18 protein-coding genes and 1 tRNA gene are annotated in these 20,115 nt (G+C 50.9%); 7 read left to right on the top strand and 12 right to left on the bottom strand.

The window, feature by feature from the left end; genetic code table 11:
* The first annotated feature begins 342 nt into the window (after positions 1 to 342).
* Both ABYK60_RS13250 and ABYK60_RS13255 read left to right on the top strand, forming a co-directional pair.
* On the top strand, positions 343 to 1,923 hold the full coding sequence (locus ABYK60_RS13250; protein WP_372872500.1) for an ATP-binding protein: 1,581 nt from the start codon (positions 343 to 345) through the stop codon (positions 1,921 to 1,923).
* Entirely contained in the window at positions 1,920 to 3,254 is a 1,335-nt protein-coding gene (locus ABYK60_RS13255) for a sigma-54-dependent transcriptional regulator (protein ID WP_372872501.1), read from the top strand. Before ABYK60_RS13250 ends, ABYK60_RS13255 begins: the two co-directional genes overlap by 4 nt.
* A 116-nt stretch (positions 3,255 to 3,370) precedes the next feature.
* On the opposite strand, the gene ABYK60_RS13260 is transcribed toward ABYK60_RS13255, so the two are convergent.
* Positions 3,371 to 4,036, bottom strand: coding sequence for a LysE family transporter (locus ABYK60_RS13260; RefSeq protein ID WP_372872502.1), 666 nt, complete (start codon positions 4,034 to 4,036; stop codon positions 3,371 to 3,373).
* Positions 4,033 to 4,848 carry a helix-turn-helix domain-containing protein gene (locus ABYK60_RS13265; protein WP_372872503.1) on the bottom strand — a complete coding sequence of 272 codons (816 nt, stop codon included), beginning with the start codon at positions 4,846 to 4,848 and terminating at the stop codon, positions 4,033 to 4,035. The genes ABYK60_RS13260 and ABYK60_RS13265 overlap by 4 nt, the downstream gene beginning before the upstream one ends.
* A 109-nt stretch (positions 4,849 to 4,957) precedes the next feature.
* On the opposite strand from ABYK60_RS13265, the gene nadE reads away from it, so the two are divergent.
* Together nadE and ABYK60_RS13275 are read left to right on the top strand one after the other, a co-directional pair.
* Positions 4,958 to 5,788 (top strand): ammonia-dependent NAD(+) synthetase, encoded by an 831-nt coding sequence (gene nadE, locus ABYK60_RS13270; RefSeq protein WP_372872504.1) that lies wholly within the window; start codon positions 4,958 to 4,960, stop codon positions 5,786 to 5,788.
* Positions 5,789 to 5,910: 122 nt separating this feature from the next.
* Positions 5,911 to 7,386, top strand: coding sequence for an alpha/beta hydrolase (locus ABYK60_RS13275; protein WP_372872513.1), 1,476 nt, complete (start codon positions 5,911 to 5,913; stop codon positions 7,384 to 7,386).
* Between the two features lie 80 nt (positions 7,387 to 7,466).
* Here the strand turns inward: ABYK60_RS13275 and ABYK60_RS13280 are convergent, their stop codons facing one another.
* The 4 genes from ABYK60_RS13280 to ABYK60_RS13295 all read right to left on the bottom strand — a co-directional run bounded on the left by ABYK60_RS13280 (position 7,467) and on the right by ABYK60_RS13295 (position 12,387).
* A complete protein-coding gene (locus tag ABYK60_RS13280) occupies positions 7,467 to 9,620 on the bottom strand; it encodes a diguanylate cyclase (protein ID WP_372872505.1) in 2,154 nt (717 codons plus the stop codon).
* Positions 9,621 to 10,061: 441 nt separating this feature from the next.
* Positions 10,062 to 10,138, bottom strand: a tRNA-Pro gene (locus tag ABYK60_RS13285).
* Between the two features lie 168 nt (positions 10,139 to 10,306).
* Positions 10,307 to 12,091, bottom strand: a complete 1,785-nt coding sequence (locus ABYK60_RS13290) for a DUF3413 domain-containing protein (RefSeq protein ID WP_372872506.1) — start codon at positions 12,089 to 12,091, stop codon at positions 10,307 to 10,309.
* Positions 12,092 to 12,168: 77 nt separating this feature from the next.
* Entirely contained in the window at positions 12,169 to 12,387 is a 219-nt protein-coding gene (locus ABYK60_RS13295) for a YejL family protein (protein ID WP_372872514.1), read from the bottom strand.
* Between the two features lie 80 nt (positions 12,388 to 12,467).
* Here ABYK60_RS13295 and yejK point away from each other — a divergent pair, with 80 nt between their 5' ends.
* Positions 12,468 to 13,493, top strand: a complete 1,026-nt coding sequence (gene yejK / locus ABYK60_RS13300; RefSeq protein ID WP_372872507.1) for a nucleoid-associated protein YejK — start codon at positions 12,468 to 12,470, stop codon at positions 13,491 to 13,493.
* 188 nt (positions 13,494 to 13,681) lie between these two features.
* Here yejK and ABYK60_RS13305 read toward each other — a convergent pair whose 3' ends face one another.
* Positions 13,682 to 14,395, bottom strand: coding sequence for a DUF4336 domain-containing protein (locus ABYK60_RS13305; RefSeq protein ID WP_372872508.1), 714 nt, complete (start codon positions 14,393 to 14,395; stop codon positions 13,682 to 13,684).
* A 299-nt stretch (positions 14,396 to 14,694) separates the two neighbouring features.
* Here ABYK60_RS13305 and ABYK60_RS13310 point away from each other — a divergent pair, with 299 nt between their 5' ends.
* Together ABYK60_RS13310 and ABYK60_RS13315 are read left to right on the top strand one after the other, a co-directional pair.
* On the top strand, positions 14,695 to 15,579 hold the full coding sequence (locus ABYK60_RS13310; protein WP_372872509.1) for a 6-pyruvoyl tetrahydropterin synthase family protein: 885 nt from the start codon (positions 14,695 to 14,697) through the stop codon (positions 15,577 to 15,579).
* A gap of 85 nt (positions 15,580 to 15,664) precedes the next feature.
* A complete protein-coding gene (locus tag ABYK60_RS13315; protein WP_372872515.1) occupies positions 15,665 to 16,462 on the top strand; it encodes a M23 family metallopeptidase in 798 nt (265 codons plus the stop codon).
* Positions 16,463 to 16,634: 172 nt separating this feature from the next.
* On the opposite strand, the gene rhlP is transcribed toward ABYK60_RS13315, so the two are convergent.
* From rhlP to ABYK60_RS13340, 5 genes are all read right to left on the bottom strand, one after another.
* A complete protein-coding gene (gene rhlP / locus ABYK60_RS13320) occupies positions 16,635 to 17,462 on the bottom strand; it encodes a rhombotarget lipoprotein (protein ID WP_372872516.1) in 828 nt (275 codons plus the stop codon).
* A 256-nt stretch (positions 17,463 to 17,718) separates the two neighbouring features.
* Positions 17,719 to 18,540 (bottom strand): SMI1/KNR4 family protein, encoded by an 822-nt coding sequence (locus tag ABYK60_RS13325; protein WP_372872510.1) that lies wholly within the window; start codon positions 18,538 to 18,540, stop codon positions 17,719 to 17,721.
* Between the two features lie 78 nt (positions 18,541 to 18,618).
* Positions 18,619 to 19,203, bottom strand: a complete 585-nt coding sequence (locus tag ABYK60_RS13330) for a DUF6151 family protein (protein WP_372872511.1) — start codon at positions 19,201 to 19,203, stop codon at positions 18,619 to 18,621.
* Positions 19,204 to 19,315: 112 nt separating this feature from the next.
* Entirely contained in the window at positions 19,316 to 19,759 is a 444-nt protein-coding gene (locus ABYK60_RS13335) for an acyl carrier protein (protein WP_372872517.1), read from the bottom strand.
* Entirely contained in the window at positions 19,741 to 19,995 is a 255-nt protein-coding gene (locus ABYK60_RS13340; RefSeq protein WP_372872512.1) for a hypothetical protein, read from the bottom strand. The genes ABYK60_RS13335 and ABYK60_RS13340 overlap by 19 nt, the downstream gene beginning before the upstream one ends.
* Positions 19,996 to 20,115 lie beyond the last annotated feature (120 nt).

A 20,115-nucleotide genomic window follows, 5' to 3' on the forward strand; every position in this document is an offset into this window, starting at 1 on the left:
CAATTGGATGTGTTTAATTTGCGCAAAATCCGAGGCGCTGGTTTCCTTATTTCGGGAGGCGGGTTTCCTTATTTGCGTACATGCTGCAGTTTGATTCGGGCTGACACAGAAATTACTCTGGACTATTTTGTTTACTAACTGATTAGTAAGAATATTTTTCACGGGCAGACTGGGACATCATTAGGCACAAATGGCATGCTTTTTGTTATGCCTTATATGCGGTTAGCTCTCTGGCTTGATTACTGATGCACAGCCACCGCGGTGAAGGGGGGAATCGGGGGGCTTGTCGATAAACGCTGTACCCTTGGTTAATCCTCATATACAACGAGACAGGATGGGCTGATGTCGATAAAACATTATCTGTTTGCTCTTTTTGGTGGACTTATTTTACTGCTGAGTCTCAGTCAATTATTAATTGGAGAAGCACTCAGGCAACAACTCGACGATGAATTGAAAAAAGACTCTCTCGCCTTGTCGCGGCAGTTAGTGGACATAGTAGTTGAAGATTTGGGTGATAAAATACAGTTTGTTCAGCAAGCTCATGTTGACGCTGATGATGGTGTTTCACTGAGCAAGGACGGTGAGGGGCTTTCTGAGCAGGACAGACAGCTGCTTGAATCGCTCAGGGTCGAGTTGCCAAGTCAGTCAGAGATCATTGAACTTCAACAGCTTGAGGTTGGCCGTGCCATGGCAGCCGTAGAGGCAAAGCTTGAACAGAGGGCGGAGTTTGAACATGAACAATCACAGCCGCGTACAGAGCAGGATGCCCGTATCCGCGAAACCCTCTCAAGGGAACTTGAAAACCTGTCCCGTATGCAACAGCTGCTGACCCATGAGTATCAGCAGGCACTGCATGAGTCTCTCGATACCCTTACAATAAACACCAGCGAAACCGGTGATGGCGCGCGTGTGATGGTGGTTCGCACCGCTACCGGCGGCGAGCAAATGGTGTCCCGTCATCTGGATCTCGGGCAAAACAATGTTTCCATAGCATTGAGCCGTTTTCGCGAATGGATGGCTGCATTGATATTGGTGTCCTCCCTGTTGGCGCTGATTTTTGTGTATTGGCTCAGCCGCCGGGTAAGTGGTCCTTTAACTGCGCTGGCTGTTGGGCATCGCAAGTTGGGGGAGGGAGAATTGGGGTATCAGGTTGAACCGCGCGGCGTTGATGAAATCAAAAAAATGCTGGAAGGTTTCAATGCCATGAGCGACAAGCTTGCCCTCCTCAGTGCCCGGGAACAACAGATGGCAAATCAGCAGCATTTGGCAGAGCTGGGGGAAATTACCCGTGGTATCGCCCACAGTCTGCGTAACCCCCTGCATACACTCGGCTTACTCGCGGAAAATCAGAGTATTACCGATGACTCTCGTGAGCGCTCCCGCCAACTCGGTCTGATCCAGCAAAAAATTGCCATGATGGATAAACATATTCAGTCGCTGCTTACACTGTCTTCCAGCGAGGTTGACCGTAGCCGATGCGTGCCAGTCAACGCAGTGGTACAGGACATACTGCTTGAACTTTCAGTGGCTGGAATCACGCCAGAACTGCGATTAACAGGCTTTGACACTGAGTTCAGACTGGCCGGACTTGAGTCTGAGGTACGAAGTATTTTGCATGCGGTCATCATTAATGCCATTGAAGCACAACCAGATGCGGCTCATCCCTGGCTTGAGATAATCCTTGGCCGTGAGGAAGAAACGCTGTGCGTTACCGTGAATGATAAGGGTGCAGGTATTGATGAAAAACTGTTAGCCCGCCTTGGGCAACCCCATGTCACCACTAAACCTGAGGGAACAGGTATGGGGCTCTATATTGCCGGTCGCTTGCTCGCCAGTCACTATGGCGGCAGGCTCAGTTTTGAGCAGCTTGCCGAGGGTGGCAGTCGTGTGAGTGTGTATTTCAGCAATGGGGAGAGCAGATGACGCTGGAAATATTGGTCGTCGAAGATGAGCCGGGGCAGCGGGAACTGATAGTTTCCATGCTCAAAAGTGAAGGCTACCGCATTCGGGAAGCCGACTGCGTTGAGGCTGCCATTGTCGAAATTAAGGCCCGCACACCGGATCTGGTTTTTTCCGACTGGAAGCTTGGCAGCTTAAGTGGCATGGATTTACTCAATTTCGTCAAGCGGGAGTTTCCGGAGTTGGGCTTTATCATGGCCACGGCCTACGGCACCATCACCAATGCGGTGGATGCCATTCAGGCCGGCGCTGACGATTACCTGACCAAGCCTTATCAGCGTCAGACACTGCTGCTGGCTATCTCTAAAGTGGCGCGCTCCCAGGCACTTAAGCGTGAAAACAAGGCGCTCAGCAGTGCCTTGTCGCAGCAGCAATCACTGGTGGGGCTGGTGGGCAAGGCGCCCTGTATGCAGAAGGTATTTGACCGCTTAAGCCGGGTCAGTGGCACAGATGCCACAGTGCTGATTGGCGGCGAGAGTGGCACCGGGAAGGAGCTGGCTGCAAGGGCATTACATCAGCTTTCCCGCCGTGCCCATAAGCCATTTATCGCCATTAACTGCGGTGCCATTCCCGAAAATCTGGCTGAAGCCGAACTGTTTGGTGCCGAAAAGGGCGCCTTTACCGGGGCCACTGCGCTGAAGGTGGGCAAACTGGAAGCGGCTGATGGCGGTACAGTTTTTCTTGATGAGGTGGGCGAGCTGCCGCTGCTGCAACAAACCAAGCTGCTGCGTTTTTTGCAGGAAGGGGTTATCACCCGTCTTGGCGCCCAAAAAGAGCAGCAGCTGGATGTGCGCGTGATTGCAGCTACCCACAGGGATCTGCGCCTCGAAGTGGCCGAAGGACGCTTTCGCGAAGACTTGTTCTACCGCCTGAATGTGGTGCCTGTGGTGATGCCGCCGCTGCGGGAGCGACGTGAAGATATAGGCCGCCTGATAGAGCATTTTTTACGGTTGCACTCGGGTCAGTATGGGCTGGATGTGGCCAATATCAGCCATCAGGCGATGCGCTTCTTGCTCGATTACCATTGGCCGGGGAATGTGCGGGAGCTCTCCAACCGGATAGAGCGCTTTGTGCTATTGGGCGATGAAGCAGAACTGACACAGGAAGGCATGGCCGTCACCGCGAAAGATGAATGGCAATTGCCCGATGAGGGTATTGAGTGGGAAGCATTTGAAGCACGTTGTCTTGCCCAGGCGATGGCCCGCTTCGATGGCAACCGCACCAAGGCCGCCAGGTGGCTTGGTATGAGTTACAAGGCATTTTTATATCGCCTGGAAAAACACCGTTTGGTGTAGTGTTTGCCGGTTCATCTGCAGATGTCAAAAGGCCGCACAGTGATAACCTGAGTGCGGCCTTTTGTTTTTTGCGGATAGCTTTGAAACGCGAGTGAATTTTTTTGCCGGCTAAAAAGCTAGGTCAGCAGCTCGCTCACCAGGCTGGCAAGGATGCCGATACTCACCATCAGGAACAGTGCTCCAGTGATAAGGTCAATAACAGGGCCGATACGCACCAGCGTCTGCTTAACGCCGGGTTTGGTCAGCAGCAGCGCCAGCAATCCGAACCAGGCAAAGGAGAGGGCGAACATCAGCAGCAGCAAACTTAAGCGGGTTTCGGTGTTAACCTCAGGGCCAACCATGGCGGAAAACAACGTCAGGAAAAACACCAGCGCCTTGGGGTTGAACAAATTGGTATAAAGGCCCAGCCTGAGCCCGCGGGCATTGCCAAGGGATGGCTCGTCCACGGCCGGGGTATCGGCCAGTTGCTGGCTCTGGCGTTCGGCCCAGTGCTTTCTAACCGACAGCAGGGCGCCCACGCCCATGTAGCCAAGATAAATGGCACCTGTCGCCTGCACCAACACAAACAGCCAGGGCGTGGTGTGGATTATCAGGCTAAGACCGGTAAGGCTTGCCAGTGTATGCACCAAAATCGCCAGTGCTATCCCCAGTGCGGCCATAAGTGCCACAGACCGTGGCTGACGGGTTGCGACTCTGAGCATGATGGCAAAGTCAGGGCCAGGGCTTGCCAGTGCCAGGGTGTGGATCAGGGCGATGCTGCCAAGCAGCGTGATGTCTATCATTTGTGGTTCCAGGTTGCCTGTCGGTAGGCCTTGGGTGAGGTTAAAAATGCTTGCCTGAAATGGCGGCTAAAGTGGCTTAAATCGCAAAAACCGTGGGCGTGAGCCACATCTGTCAGCGACATATCATGGGCCAACATCAGACTCTTTTTAGCGCGCTCCAGCCGCAGTCGCAGCTGCCATTGGTGAGGGCTTATACCTGTGGCGGCCCGAAAGCGGCGCAGCAGTTTATAGCGGCCAAGGCCAGTGGCATCGCCAAGTTCATCCAATGTCACAGGCTCGGGGCTGTCGGCCAACATGGCCTTGGCAAGCTGCACCTGATGGCAGCTGTGAGAAATCGGGTTTGGCGATGCCTGACTGACGCCAAACAGCCGTTCACAAAAGTCCAGTAATGCGGTTTGTTCCATCAGGGGATTTTGCTGCTGATACAAAAGCCCATGCAGGTTGAGAAAGTGCTGATAGAGCAATTTATCGCGCCGCAGCGGCTTGATGAACCCGGTCTCTTTCACCCCAAGCTCGGCTGCAGCACTCGCCAGATGTTCCAGTGGCAATGACAACACCCTGACCTCATAACCGTTTTCGGTCGCGGCGGCGCCGTCGTGGCATTCATCGGGGCTCAGTGTTGAGACTTCGCCTGCGCTCAGGCAATAGCGCTGGCCACGGTGGTGAAACGCCTGGGCGCCGCTTATCACTGCTCCAAAGTGCACATCTTCATGGACATGGCGGCCAAAATCGAACTGGCGCAAAAATCCATGGCTCAGCTCCGCCCCTTTGAAGGTGCGGCTTTGTCTGAATTCAAGAATTTCCTGTTGCATCTGCCACCTGATGTGAAACAATTTATCCCAGTTTACGGGGCAGTTCCGGCCGCAGGCTAGAAAAATATTGCAGCGGCGTGAATACAAATTTGCGACAGCGGAGTGAAGTGTGAAAGGACAGATTTTACGTGAGATGCGGGTTCTCAAAGCCATTACACCGGACTTTGAAGTGCAGCGACGGGTAGCCTTTATCAAAGCCAAATTACGCGATGCCCACAGTAAAACACTGGTGCTGGGGATAAGCGGTGGGGTGGATTCGTCAGTTACCGGCCGTTTGTGTCAGTTAGCCGTGGATGAACTGAACAGCGACACCGGTAGCAGCGACTACCGTTTTATTGCCGTACGCCTGCCGTACCATGTACAAAAAGATGAGCATGAAGCCCAGATGGCGTGCCAGTTTATTCAGCCTTCCAAGCTGGTTACCGTTAACGTGGGCTCCGGCAGTGATGGTGTGCATGCAGAAACTCTGGCCGGATTCAAGGCAGCTGGGCTTGATCTGCCCGAGCAATCCAAGGTTGACTTTGTCAAAGGTAACGTCAAGGCGCGGATGCGTATGATTGCCCAGTATGAAATTGCCGGTCTGACCGGAGGTTTGGTGGTGGGGACTGATCACAGCGCCGAAAATATCACCGGTTTTTACACCAAATGGGGCGATGGTGCCTGCGATTTGGCGCCGTTGTTTGGCCTCAATAAGCGTCAGGTGCGACAGGTTGCCCGCTATTTGGGCGCGCCCGAGGTGCTGGTGACCAAAGCACCTACGGCAGATTTGGAATGTGACCGTCCAGGTCTTGAAGACGAAGTGGCACTGGGGCTGACCTACGATCAGATTGACGATTTCCTCGAAGGCAAAGAGGTCTCTAAGTTGGTGGAAGACAAGTTGCTGGGGATATACAAAGCTACCCAGCATAAACGTCAGTCGATTCCGACTATTTACGATTAATCCAAAACGCCGGCTGATGCCGGCGTTTTCACGATGGGCTGTTCGGCTGGACAAGCTGGCCTGCGGCGCTGACATTGGATGTGATGACTGCTGTTTCAGCGAAAGCACGGTAAATTGATATGATAAAAACGCTGCTGATTAAAACCAGTAAGCACCTGGTGATAGCCACTGTGTATGCCACATTGGGGGTTGTGATTACCGCGCTCGGGTTTGGTATTTGGTTTTTGAACAGCCGCGCCGATTTGGCGCCATGGCATACCAAGGTCCTGGAACATCGTTTTACCCATCAAAGTCCGGATGCCAGTTTTAGCGACTATCTGGCCCGAGAGAAGCGCCTTAAGGCAGAGATAGCCGCAGTGGCCGATGGCTTTGCCAGCGCAGCGCCCGATGGCAGTTCACCCGTGAATCGTTATGAGCGTGGCAGCCTGTCAGACCCCAGCCGTTGGCGGCAGGATTGGAACTGGAGCTATGAGTGGCGTAACGATAACGCCAAATATGGGGTGCTGTTTATACATGGTATGTCAGACTCGCCTTATGCTTTATCCAATCTGGCGTTGGATTTTAAGGCTGACGCCCATATTCTCGGATTACGGCTGCCGGGTCATGGCACTGTGCCATCGGGGTTGGTGACCCTGCAATGGCAGGATATGAGTGCGGCAGTCTCGCTGGCAGTTCGCCACCTGAAATCCCGATTGGGAAAGCGGCCGCTCTATATCGTTGGTTTTTCAACAGGGGCTGGGCTGGCTTTGCATCACGAGCTTGAACGTATTAAGGCTGGTGAGATCCCAGACAGCCATGCCATGGTGTTCTTATCGCCGGCCATTGGTCTTGCTCCGGTAGCAAGGGGAGCCTATTGGCAGGCTCGTCTGGGTGAATGGCTGGGACTGGAGAAACTCGCCTGGAACGCTCTTGGTATGGAGTACGACCCGTTCAAGTATATGTCCTTTGCCGTGAATGCCGGAGATGTTGTGTATCGACTGGCTCAGATAAATCAGCGGTTATTATCGTCCCTGAGTGATGCTCAAAAGGCGTTGTTGCCTGCAATGCTGACATTTCAGTCAATGGCGGATGATACAGTTTCAAGCCGCGCCGTAATTGAATCACTGTATCTGAAATTGAATGATGCCCGCCATGAGTTGGTACTCTTTGATGTTAATCGCAGCCCGGTGAATCAACGATTAACCCTGCGGGATCCCAGAAATGAACTGCAGCCGCTGTACAGTTCACCGGCGATAAAGGCCAGGGTAGGGCTGGTACAGAACCAGCAGTCTGATGATGGCAGTTATTCTCTTCTGGTCGAGTGGCAGCCAGTGAACCCTGCGGGTGAAGCGGTGCCGCTTAATCGCAGTTGGCCAGAAAATGTCTATTCGTTATCCCATGTGGCACTGCCGTTTCCCAAGTCGGACAGCCTTTATGGACTGGGGCTTTCAACGCACAAAGACAGGATCCAGATCGGTGCAGCAGCTTCCCGTGGTGAGCGTGGCATTTATGCAGTCAGTGCCGATGAAATGCTGCGTCAGAAGTGGAACCCGTTTTATGATTTTCAGCTTGCAAGGATAAAAGCCTTGTTCGACAGTTCTGCTGCCGAGGCGGAATAGGGCGTTGTTGATGCTGATGATTAACGCTGCAGGTCGATACCAGGGAGCCAATGTCGGTCGCATGCGCCGGAAGACGCAATTCAATTCTTGATTACAGTACAGATGACCTGATTGCGTCCCGATGCCTTTGCCTGATACAAATTGTCGTCAGCTATTTTGATCCAAACGTCCAACTGCTCGGAAAACCCAGCGTTTGCCACCAGCGCCCCCACAGATGTTGTCATGCTAATGGGTTCACCGTTGGCTGGATTGATTATCGTATGATTGGCCAGACGTTCACGGAACTGATTTAAGTGCAGCTCTATCTTCAATGCATTGGTCATTGGCAATATCAGTAAAAATTCCTCACCGCCGTATCGTGCCACCAGATCAGAGTCGCGATTAAAGTCCTGTATCAGAAGATTCGCCATTTGGCGCAGGCACTCGTCTCCTGCCAGGTGTCCATGGTTATCATTAATGGCTTTAAAAAAGTCGAGATCCAGCAGCACAACGGCAATCGCTTCTTCATTTCCTTCCGACTTGGCCTGTATCGGCGGGAACCGCGATACGGCATAGCCGCGATTATAGAGCCCGGTAAGCGAGTCCCGCTCAGCCATCGACTTTAGCTGTTGGTTGGCTTTTTCAAGCTCGAATGTCCGAGTAGCGACCTTTTCTTCCAGTTCAAGTTGATGATTCATCAACTGTTGCTGACTGATCTTCAGCCGCTGATATAAGGTTTGTACTTCTGCGGGGGCATCATCAGGCAAAGGCGTTCCATGAGCCGTCTGACCACTGAATTCTTCGGCAATGGTTTCCAGCGAACTTGTCAGCATACGGCTGATCATCCTGGCCAGATAAAAACTCACCAGCATACTGGCTATCAGTAGCAGGCAAGTACGTAAAAACTGCGTTTCAGCCAGTTTCATTAACGGTGCAAATGGCGTCAGCACCATCAGTCGCCAGCCGTTGGGCAGGCTTTCCTGGGCATAGATATATTCGGGATTGGTGTTGGATAGATCATGCAGATTGATAAGATCCAGCTCTGTTCGGTATTTCTCGCCGCTCTTGGCTGACTTGAAATCGCTCAACGATGGAATGTCGAGATCAGTTGAGGCGTAAATAACCCTGTTATTGTCGTCAATCAACAGCAGAGATTGGTCTCCATGGTGGCGATTCTGCTGGTCTATAAGGACAAATCGGCTTAAATCAAGTGAACCCTCTATGATACCCAAAGGACGCGTTGTATTGACTTTTCCATAAACCGGAGCGCTGATGGCTACTATGGGGTCGCTGCCAAATCCCCGGCCAAGAAACACCGGTGAAATAAAGGCTTTTTGGTTAAAGAAAGCCTCTTTGAAATAGTGCCGGTCAGCGACTGAATACTCACCACTTTGAATGGCATCGTCCATCATTCGTTCGACCGGGCTTGCGGCGATGATGTTTCCATGTTCATTGGTGATAAGCATGGTTAAAAATGCAGGATAACCATGGTTGAATTGTGTCAGCCAGCCCTGTTGTTTTTCAGGCTCGTCAGCCATCATCGACAACCAAAGCGCCCCCTGAGTAATGGCTTTTTGGTGCTCACGCAGATAGTCAAATGTGGCCTGACTCAGATGAACAGCGTTGTCCTTCAGATTCTGTTTCAGCAAATCCTGTTGGCGTTCGATAAAAAACTGATTGAACAGCAGTGCTGCCAGTAACAATGCCAGTGAAATAAACAGGGTAAAGCTATATGTGAGCCGATCAGCAAAGCGAACCGGTGACTTGTGCTGCATACTGGCGATGGCCTTCACTGTCGGCATCATCATCAGAATAAGACCCGCAAGACCAATGTAGAATAAACCATTGATAGCTTGTTTAATGACAATAAAGGGCAGATGACTTGACGGTAGTGAGGTGAATGCGAGCCCGTAAAGGTAAAAAATCGGCATCCCGAGTAAAAGCCAAAAGCCTACGCCAGCGTAAAGTGAATATATTCCACGCCGTTTCGCCAGCGCCAATATCAGCGCTTCAAGCGGAAACAGCGCGAAGACATGCAGAGTTTCCCATATGAAATACAAACCGGATGCGCAGGCCATAGCCACTATCACTGCGTATCTGGGCCCCAGCAGGATGGCGGCAATGACATAGGCGGTGTTACCCAATATCAACTGTACATTGGCAAACAAAGGTACGGGAAACAGATTTACCAGCAAGCCACAGATTGCCAATACCAGTGTGCTGCGTGCGGCAGAGGTTGATAAAAAGGGAAGCAAGGAGTTGGCACCTAAAACTGTCAAAGTATCTGAGGGTTACTTTAGAATGTAACCGAACGGATCACAATGGTTAGCAGAATGTTTGGCTGAAATCACGCCACATTGAGGGGGAACTACCTTTACGGATAATGAAAGTATGGACGGCTAATAAACAATGAACCCTGTTGTATTTCATCATTTCTCAGCGCTTTGGTGGACTAAGGCCACCGCGGCTTAAGGTATTTGCGTTGCCGGATAAAAACAAAAAAGCCCAGCGTTTCAGCTGAGCTTTTTTGTTGAATGTGGTCGGTATGAGAGGAGGCGATGGTCCGACACTCGGCCGATGGCCCCTGACACCCCATCCACGCAGTATTCTCTAAAGGCCACAGCGGCTTAATGGCTTTTGCGCTGCCGATAAAAACAAAAAAGCCCAGCTTTGCAGCTGAGCTTTTTCGTTGAATGTGGTCGGTATGAGAGGATTCGAACCTCCGACCCCTGACACCCCATGACAGTGCGCTACCGGGCTGCGCTACATACCGATAATGCTGAGTGGCTGCGCAGTGACTGAAAGTCGTTACCGTCTCAACGAGGCGAACTTTATCAAGAGCCAGCATGCAGCGCAAGCCTTGATAACAACTATTTGGTTTGATTGCCTAGTTTGTGTTCTAAGCCATCTTTTTGTCATAAAACGCCCGCCGCCATTGGGCTTAGTGGTGATACAGCCTGCGTCCTTCGCGCATCACCTGAATAAGATCCGGTGCGCTCAGTTTCTTGTGCAGGCGGGTTTGGAAGTCGGCACTGTAGATGTCGTATTTTCCGTGGCGGTCAATCACGGTGATTTCATCATCCTGATAAATAGCGAAGAAACGATTATCCCCCACATAGACCCAAGGCTGCTCACTGGGCAATAACAGCTGCCGTCCGGAACTGTAGTCAGTGGCAGGGTTGGTGCACCCCAGCACCTTGGTCATCAGTGTTGGCGCCAGGCCATGGTGGCTGGTGGCATAATTCACTGTCCCAGTTTCACCCTTGGGCCAGTGAATAATCATTGGCACCCGCACCGATTGGGGCGATAAATCGCGACGCGCTTCGGCTTCATTACTGGTAAAGGCCTTACCGCTGACACCCGTGATAATCACCAGCGTCTCAGCTGGCAGTGACTCAACCAAGGTTTTGATTTCACCATCGATAAAATAAAGTGACTGGCGGTATTGATTAAACAGTACCCGCTGAGCCGCTACCATGCCGGCTGGTGCCTTGATGGTTTCAATGCCCGCAAAGCCGACGGGGGTGTCGTAGGTTTCACCTGCGCCAAGGTTCACCAGTGCAAACCAGGGGCCACGCTGCATTTTACGCCAGTTATCAAAAGCTTCTCGACTTTGAATGTCTGCCAGGGCTCGGGATTCGCCATCCTCAGCCAGGGTCGCACTAAAATCGTTGAGAATAGCCAGTGGCCTTGGGCTCAGCTCATTTGAGGCTGGGCCGAACCGAGCCAGTTGATAACCCGCCGCCAAAAAGCCCTGAGTCAGTTCCGGCGTACGTTTTTGGAAGTCTGATGCGCCCATGTAACTGCCCTGCAGGCCGTACATCAGCGAAAACATGCCACTTTGGAACTGGTTACCACCACTCAAATGCTTGTTGAATTGCTGATTTGCTGTGGCATATGCACTTAAAAACGGCATAGTCTGCGGATTGACCATATCTGCGCGCAGGCTGTCTATTGCCAGCAAGAGTACATTGGGCTGGCTGGTGGCGCTGCACTCAAGTCTGGATAACGGGTAGCTTAAGGTCTGTAAATCGTCTGGATTAATTTCACGGTCACGGCTGTCTATGCCGTGGGATTCCATAAAACTTTTGGCCGTGGCCGGATAAAACAGCGGGTAAGCGTCATCATAGCGGGTGATGTCCTTCACATCGGCCGCATCACCCCAAATATGGACTACATGGCTGGCCACAAAGCAGGCGCCAATGACGGCCGCCACTTTGCCACCCAGATGGCGCTTTTCTATTTTGCCGATGCGTTTCCACAGGAAGTTGGCGGCGGTAAGCTCCAATGCCAGAATCCCTATGGGGGTAACAATATATGAGGTACCTCTGAGCAGTGAATGCAAGTCAGCCCAGGCCACATCAAAGGCAAAGGGGGATAAGTGTACGCCGTAATCGTCATACACTATGGTGTCGTACAACAGCACACACAGCCCCAGTGTCGCGACGGTTGCCGCAAGACCCCGAAGGATTTTCGAATAGGGCAGCAGTAGGGTGACAGGGAAGAGCACCAGCAAATAGACAAGAAATGCAAGAAAAGCGAACTGGCCGACACTGGCCATGGCTAAATAGCCCCAACCAAGCAGGGTGTCAGGCAGGCCAACGGTTTCCAGATAGCGGCTGCCAACAATCAGTGCCAGAAAGCCATTAAACAGGGCAAACCAGTGGCCCCAATTGACCAACCGGGAGACCTTGTCACGTACCAGTTGCTGTTTCCTTTCGACCATGCCGCTCGCTCTTTTCCTTGGGGCTGGTTAACACCTTGGTATCTTAAGCACTTTTTCTGTGCCTGTACCAGTTTTTCTCAGCCTTTGGCGACCGATTGCACCAGTACTTTGGCAAATTGCTCGGCTACGGCGGTGCGGCTGGCTGCAGGCACCTTGGTTTCCAGCAGGTGGCTGATGCTGTTGCCCAGTACCATCAGGCTTAAATCGGTAGGAGCCTGATGCTTTTCCAGTACCGCCAGTACTTCGGCGAGCAGGGTTTCTACTTGGGTATTGCTGTATTTGGATTGAATAGCCATAGTCAAAAAATGATTCACAAAGGATTGGGTTAGCGGCATATAATACCGGATTTCCTCAGCTATCACTATCAAGGCGTAAGATGATTAAAGTAGAACAGGCCATCATTCATGAAATCGCCCAGAACCATGAAGGGCAGTTAAACTGCCGTCTACGTCCGCAGCCTCTGCTGAACAGTCAGGCGGTAGAGTTGATGCTTGAAGAATTGCATCAGTCTTACACCAGTAAATCCGGTAAGGGTTTTGGTTTTTTTGGCACCCACGGGGATGATGGCGAAGCCAATCCTGCCTTCGCCAATGGTCTGAAAGACTACCTGGATGGCGGCCTCGGCTTTGTGGAGTTCACCGGCCTTGCCAGTAAGTTACTGCAGGAAGAACTGGGTAAATACGATTTCAGTCAGGGCGGTTTTTTGCTGATGGCCTGTTACAGCCACATGGCCAGCGACTATTTGTTTGTTGCACTGCTCAGCGCCAAATCGTCGATGACAGTATTGGACGATATGGAGCTGACCCAGGTAAACCATCTGGATCTTGGAAATATCCAGCTGGCAGCCCGCATCGATTTGACCGACTGGCAGACCGATAAAGAAAGCCGTAAGTATATTTCCTTTATCCGTGGCCGCGCCGGGCGAAAAGTTGCAGATTTCTTCCTCGATTTCATGGGCTGTGTTGAGGGTATTAACCCCAAGGCACAGAACAAGAGCCTGATGATCGCGGTCGAAGATTTTGTTGCCGGCAGCGAGCTGACCAAAGACGAGCGTCAGGCCTGTCGCGACAAAGTATTTGAGTATTGCTCAGAACGTTTCGATGCCGGTGCCGATGTTGATATGAAAGACCTGGCCGATGAACTTGCCGATACCGGTATGGATTCTTTCTACGATTTCGCCACCAATGGCGACTACGATTTGGAAGAGGAGTTTCCGGTGGACAAGTCCACCCTGCGCCAGCTGAAAAAGTTTTCCGGCACCGGTGGTGGCGTGACCATCAGTTTTGACGGCCATCATCTGGGCGAGCGGGTGATTTATGACCCCATTTCAGACACCCTGATGATAAAGGGTGTGCCGGCGAATCTGAAAGACCAGCTTCACCGCCGTCTGAAAGGTGAGTGAGCCAGGTATCGTTAGTCGAGCCAGGCACACCGACTTAAAAAAGGCGACCCACGGGTCGCTTTTTTGCCTTAGCTTCTATTTGGCAGCTCATTCGCCGAAGTTTGGCTATTCGGCGCCGCTGCATTTAGGGCGCATGCCAAGCCTTTTTTTCGCTGCTATACCTCTTCAGTACCGCCGCCAGACCTCTTCTATACCGCTTCGGGCTCGGTTTCCGGCAATCCCACCCAGCTGAATGAGCGCTCGACAAAGGCCATGGCATTGTGGTGCACACACTCACCATGGGCGACAATCAAATGTTCAGGTTGCCAGCTCCTGAATTGAGCCACCGCCTCTTTGGCTTTGTGGCGACCCTTCATAAAAGATAGACGCCAGTCCAGTGGCGTCTTGCCGTTGGGCGCAAGAATGCCGGTGATGCGGGCGATAGGCCGCTGCCATGCGGTAAAGTGGCCTGGGCTGAAGTTTTCAATTAAATCGGTGAGGATAAGAGTGCGTGAGCCTTTATGGAAAAACACGGCTTCTTCCATGACTGGCGAGCCTTTAAATATGCACTGCTCAATCTCACCCTGCCACTCGGCGGGCACCTTGTCGGTAAGTTCGGCATCGAAATGCAGATGCTGACATTTGGCAGCCACCCCGGGCGCTGCCCAGGCGCTGGCAGCAGGCCAGCGAGCCTGCCAGGAGGCCACAAACAAATGGTGCAACTTATTGGGGGCGATAAGGTAAGCCACTTCCCCAAGGGCATTGACCTGAGTTATCAGCTCATCATGCAATTCAATGGGGGAGTGCACCCACAGCTTGCCATTTTTCAGGCGCACTATGGTCATGCGGGTGGTATAAGGCATGCCGTAAAAAGACACGGCGGGGCCATCAAACACAAAGATGTCGGGGGCGAAGCTAATCATGTCATCTCCTTTGACTGCCGGACAAAGTAGTAAGCGCGCCTGGGCAACCGCGATTGTACGCTTAATGCACAGGCTGCACATCAGGCAATGGTACTGCTCGCTACACATAGGCTAACACTTTGGAACAGGCCGTTGGCGAGCGGCGTAAATTTCGCCCGCTAACGGCCATTGAGGCTCGCCGCAGGCGTGTGAATTGTTTAGAATTGATTTTTGAATGCCTGCTTTTCGGCGATTGTCCGTTGGCAGTGTTGCGGCTTGGTCGCTAATCACGGCAGACTGTTTCTCTGCCCGGGAGTGTTATGCAACTTTTTGTTAAAGATTTAACTGTGCTGGATTTCTCATACCTTTGCGCCGAGCGGGGCATGGTGGGGGAGAGCTGGATAGTCGATGTGGTTCTTGAAGGCGGGCTTGACCATCAAAATATGGTGCTGGATTTTGCCAAGGTAAAACGCACCATCAAAGACACCATCGACAGGGTCGCAGACCACCGTCTGCTTATCCCCACGGCCTCATCCAATGTGCGCTGGCAGCAGCAGGGCGACAGAGTATGGATGGATTTTCACAGTGATGTGGGGAATATCCATCTTGCCTGTCCCAGCCAGGCATTCGCGCTTATTCCTGCCGAAAAAGTCGATTTTGAGGCTGTAAATGCCTTCCTGCGCAAAGCCTTGCGTGAAGCGTTGCCTGATAATGTCGATGGTATTCACCTTACCCTCAGAACCGAGTCGCTGAACGGGCCGTTCTACCATTACAGTCACGGGCTTAAAAAACACGATGGCAATTGCCAACGGATAGCCCACGGCCACAGAAGCCCGGTACAGATATTCGAAAATGGCGAAAGTGCCCCTGACTGGGATGCCTACTGGGCCAAACGCTGGAAAGATATTTACCTGGGTACCGAGGAAGACGTAGTACCTGTGGCCCAGCTTGAATTGTCAGCCCAAACCCGCATCGATGACGACTCCCATATCGGTTTTCGCTATGAGGCGCCCCAGGGAGATTTTCAGCTCGCCATGCCCAAGGCCATTTGCGACATTATCCCCCACGATACCACGGTAGAGCTGTTGGCAGATTTTATGGCCAAAACCCTCGCCGAAAAGGTGCCCGGCAGTCACTTTAAAGTCATTGCCTATGAAGGCATTGGCAAAGGTGCAATTGCTGCCGCCCAAATAGCCAATAGTTGAGTATTTGACATCTCCCAATAAAGGAAAGTGACCAATGATAAAGCCCTGGATTGCTGCTTTGCTACTGATATGTCCGCCTGCGGCAATGGCGCAGATTAATCTCAGTGGCAAGATGGAGCAGGGCTCACTTATTCGTGGCAAGGCACCGGCTGGCAGCAGTATCAGCCTCAATGGCAAGCCGCTGCGGGTAACGCCGGAAGGTGATTTCGCCTTTGGGATTGAGCGGGAAGGGGAGCTTAAGCAAACACTTGAAGTCGTCTATCCTGATGGGCTTACGGAAATCAAACCACTGAGCTTTGCCAAGCGGCAATATCGGATATCTGAAGTAAACGGTATCAGCCAAAAGATCATGAAGCCTGACCCCAAGGCACAGGAGCGTGCAGCCAAAGACAGCGCCATGACCAAGGCCGCCCGAGCCACAGATTCCGATATCACCGCCTTTGCCAAGCCCTTTATCTGGCCGTTAACCGGCCGTATCTCAGGGGTTTATGGCAGTCAGCGAGTATATAACGGCGTGCCCGGCAATCCGCACTTTGGGGTGGACGTGGCCGCCAAAACCGGCACTGTGGTCATTGCTCCAGCAGATGGCGTTGTTACCCTGGCAGTGCCGGACATGTTCTACTCCGGCGGCACTCTAATCATTGACCATGGCTATGGCGTAAGTTCAAGTTTTCTTCACTTATCAAAACTTTACCTTAAAGTGGGCGACAGCGTGAAGCAGGGTGACAAGATAGCTGAAGTCGGTGCCACCGGCCGCGCCAATGGCCCACACCTTGATTGGCGTCTGAACTGGTATCAGATGCGCCTGGACCCCGCTACCTTGGTGCCACCGATGAAAGAGGTACTGGCTCAACAAGAGGCTGCCAAAGCCGCAAGACACTGATAGCACAGCAAGGCTTATTAAACATAAACGCCGCACTTAAGTTGCGGCGTTTATTTACTCAGCGCTTGCGGACGACAGAACCGGTTGAACACACCTTGTTGTTACCACAAATTGTACCCGGCCGCCTTGCGGGTGTTGTTCGGATGAACGATTAACGCTTGTTGACCACAGACTATGACCAGTCCGTTTGGCGCGATTTTAAGCCTCTTGCCAGCAATAACATGATTAACACCAATAGTGAGCTGTGAAGTGCTCCGCCACCGTTATAACCATCCCGATGCTCTATTTTCGCGACCTTCTCTTCTTTCACTCTGGTTTTAAATCGAGCAAGTTCACTGTCCAGATTTTTAGTCATATCTGTTACTGCCAGGCTAAACCCGTTTAAAGATTGGTCAGCTATTGTTTTGTCAACACCCACAGCGGTAGTGCGATTTTCAAGCTTACTTAGCCCCGGAGCCCGGAAAAGCATTTTCTGACTTTTAATGTCAAAAACTGCCGTGTCTACAAATGTTTGAACTGAATTTTCATTACCGGGAATGATATACATGCCGACGATAGTCCAATATAAAAGAGCGGCATTATTTTCAAGAGATTGAGTAACCTGATCATATGAAACCGAGGCCATAATATCGACGTTGTATAGCCTTCCTACTTGCTCTAAAGTTGAAAATCCTTCACCTCCATTTAAATACGTGCTGGGTATAACTTCAATTCGGTCTATGTAATCATATTTAAGGAAGGCACTCCTGACTTTATCCAATAGCTCTATTTGATCTTTCTCATGAATTCCATTTCCTTGCCAATTATTTGATGGGACAAAGGCTATTCCGACTTTTACAGGTAATGTTAAAGTTGGTATTTCAGGTGTGTGTTCGACCCTGCTTTCTTTATTGGGGTACAGGAAGTTCATTAAACTACTGGATTGCGCTTTTTTGCCAGTGTGGTTGCTGACTAACCCGCTACAGGAAGTGAGGAAAAATACCCTAATATTATATAAAATGCTTTATGTTTCATATATTTACTTAGATTTTTGTAAAACGTGCAATCAGTTTCGATAAGCCAACATGTAGCCCTGCCAAGATACTGGCCAGTTATTAGGGTTCATTTTGAGAAAGGCGCACTTCAGTCCGACAGCCCGGCAAAAAACGGAGGTCGCCGGACGTGGGTTGCTTTAACATATCGCGCACTATGGTCTCAGTTTCTGTTGAAGGTGCATTCTTTGTGTCAGTGTCTGCCACAGGTCATCATGTTACTTGTTAGCTGCCTTTGATCGCATCCCGCATGCTTTGTACTTTGATGTTGCACTTGGTGAGTGCGTCGATTACTTTCTGACGCACGCCAGCAGTTGCACCCACTATCAGGCAGGACGCTGCAAGCTCCGGGAAGCGCAGCCCAATTCCGGGTAATAGTTCCTTTAATTCAGCGTACCGTGAATCATCATCGCGAACGAAGCCGCGAATGACTTGGTTTGGCGTAACCCAAAGCCATTCAGGTGCGCGCTTGGTGCCGAGCGTGGCGCGATATGTGGGATAACCGTGTGCCCAAAGGTCTGGCGGATCGAAGCTGACACCAAGAACGTCGCTCAGCAGGGAAAGCAATGTGGTGACGTCAACGGAATTAACAACAAGGTCGTCACCAACATCGAGAGTGAGCAATCCCAGATACGCTGAAAAGGATGCTGCAATTTGGCATTGAGAATCGCATTCAACATCGACGTATGTAACAGCCGGTTGCTCGCGGTTATCGCGATAGTCCAGACAAAGATGCCAATGGCCATCGCCGTCAAATGGTACCAGGCCTTGCAACGGAAAGCTGACGTACTCCTGAACTTGGTCCCAACCAAAGTTGGTCAGTGATGGGAGGTGAGGCCCTATGCCTGCAATCGAGTCGTGAACCATTTCAGGTAATGAAAACCTTATATAACCGCCGTTTTGTTTTCGCAGAAGAGCCAGTAGTTCGCCGGGGAGAGAATATCCAATGATTTTCTCCGCATCGGCGATTGAGTCGTCTGTAAGTGGAGGCTGTAGATAAGGCAAATATGCAGGAACTCGCCAGATATTGTCGGCGTTTGCAGTCACAAGCGATTTCTCCTCTGGAAGCTAACGTTTGGTAAAGGGGGGGGCCCGGTGAACGACGTGAGCGGTTCGACCCCGTTGCTACACAGTACGCTTCAGCTTCTCCAATTCTTCAGCTCTAAGTGTTTTTGGGGTTATCCGAGGCAAGCCAGAAGAAGTAAAAAAAGGTGAGTTGTTGTACCGTCCGCTGACACGGCTGGTGATCACGATCCATATCAAGCGCACCAAGACACCAAGAAACCCGCGTCGCTTTGGTTTTGCTTGGCCTAAGGCGGTTTCAGTGTTCAAAGCCGCGACTTTTTCTCCAAAGTCCTTATCCATTTGTTGACGATCAAGGCAGCTGTGAATAAGGCCGATGAATGACGTATTTCGACTGGCCATTGTATTGCCAATAGGCGTGCCGCAACATTGAGCATACCAGCGGATCATACCCTTCTCGCTGAGGCGTACTGCCGATAGGAGATCTTCCCCTTGGCTGAAACGCAGGCATTGTTGAGCTACTTGGACAATCTCGGTTCCGCCTTGTTTGTCCAGTACAAAAGGAGCTTTACCAAGAAAATGTGCGAACGCTCGGCAATCCGTGCAATAGCAGATGAGACGATTGCTGGTTCCAATGCTTTCGAGTTTGCCTTTAACGGCGCCACACTTACATTGAATTGGATGCATAGATATCACCACGCCTTGGTCAGATTACGATAAGCAGTGTGCTGTAGAACGCCCCAATCAGGGGCTTATAATAAGTTGGCAAAATAATGAATGCAGTGAGGAAAGCCAACTGTTAAAAGTCCCTGCCTGAATTGGCTTGTATGGTGCAATCTATTTTGCTGTTTACAAAGAGTACCAAGTCATTAATTGTTTTGATATTCTCTGCTTCCATATCTGATATTTTTATTGAGAACTTACGCTCAACGGATTCGATAACTGCAATATCGGCCATGGAATCAAATTCAAACAAGTACCTCAAATTTTCAGAGAGGTCATCACTAGGTATTAATCGTGAATGATCCGTTTCTATTTCCGTTTCAAGTATATTAATAATATCGATAACAACATCTTCAGAGACAGCTTTATCGCTGTAATAGGTTTCATAAAACTCGTGAGGTGATAAAGACATCCTGCCCTCAAAAATTTTATCTATTTCGATTGCTCTATTCTTATCACCCTTTTTTAATAACAGAGTGATTAATATGAATAAGATGATAACTAAAACTGCATATTCCATTTGCACCTAACGCCGCCAGCAGCGACTTCATTCCAGTCACCTTGACTCAAGAGCATGTCATCACAGGACTTACACCAAACATTTTCAACTTCAGAACGACCAGGTTCATTCTCATCATCTGCATCAAAATACTCTATAGGATGATGTTCTGTAGATTGGTTCACGAGATGTTGGCATATAAGCGCATAATCCATTAATCCATGCTTACAACAGTCAACTTTTTCGGAGCTATCCATATATCCTCATGAGCTATTACGCCAAAATCTAGCGCGGAAAGCCGCGCAGCGGGTTGACGTCGCAGCCAGCGATTTTTGCTGGCGATAAGATTCGTTTGTTATGCCGTGATACTGAATCTA

Source organism: Shewanella sp. (assembly GCF_041630135.1).
GTDB lineage: Bacteria > Pseudomonadota > Gammaproteobacteria > Enterobacterales > Shewanellaceae > Shewanella.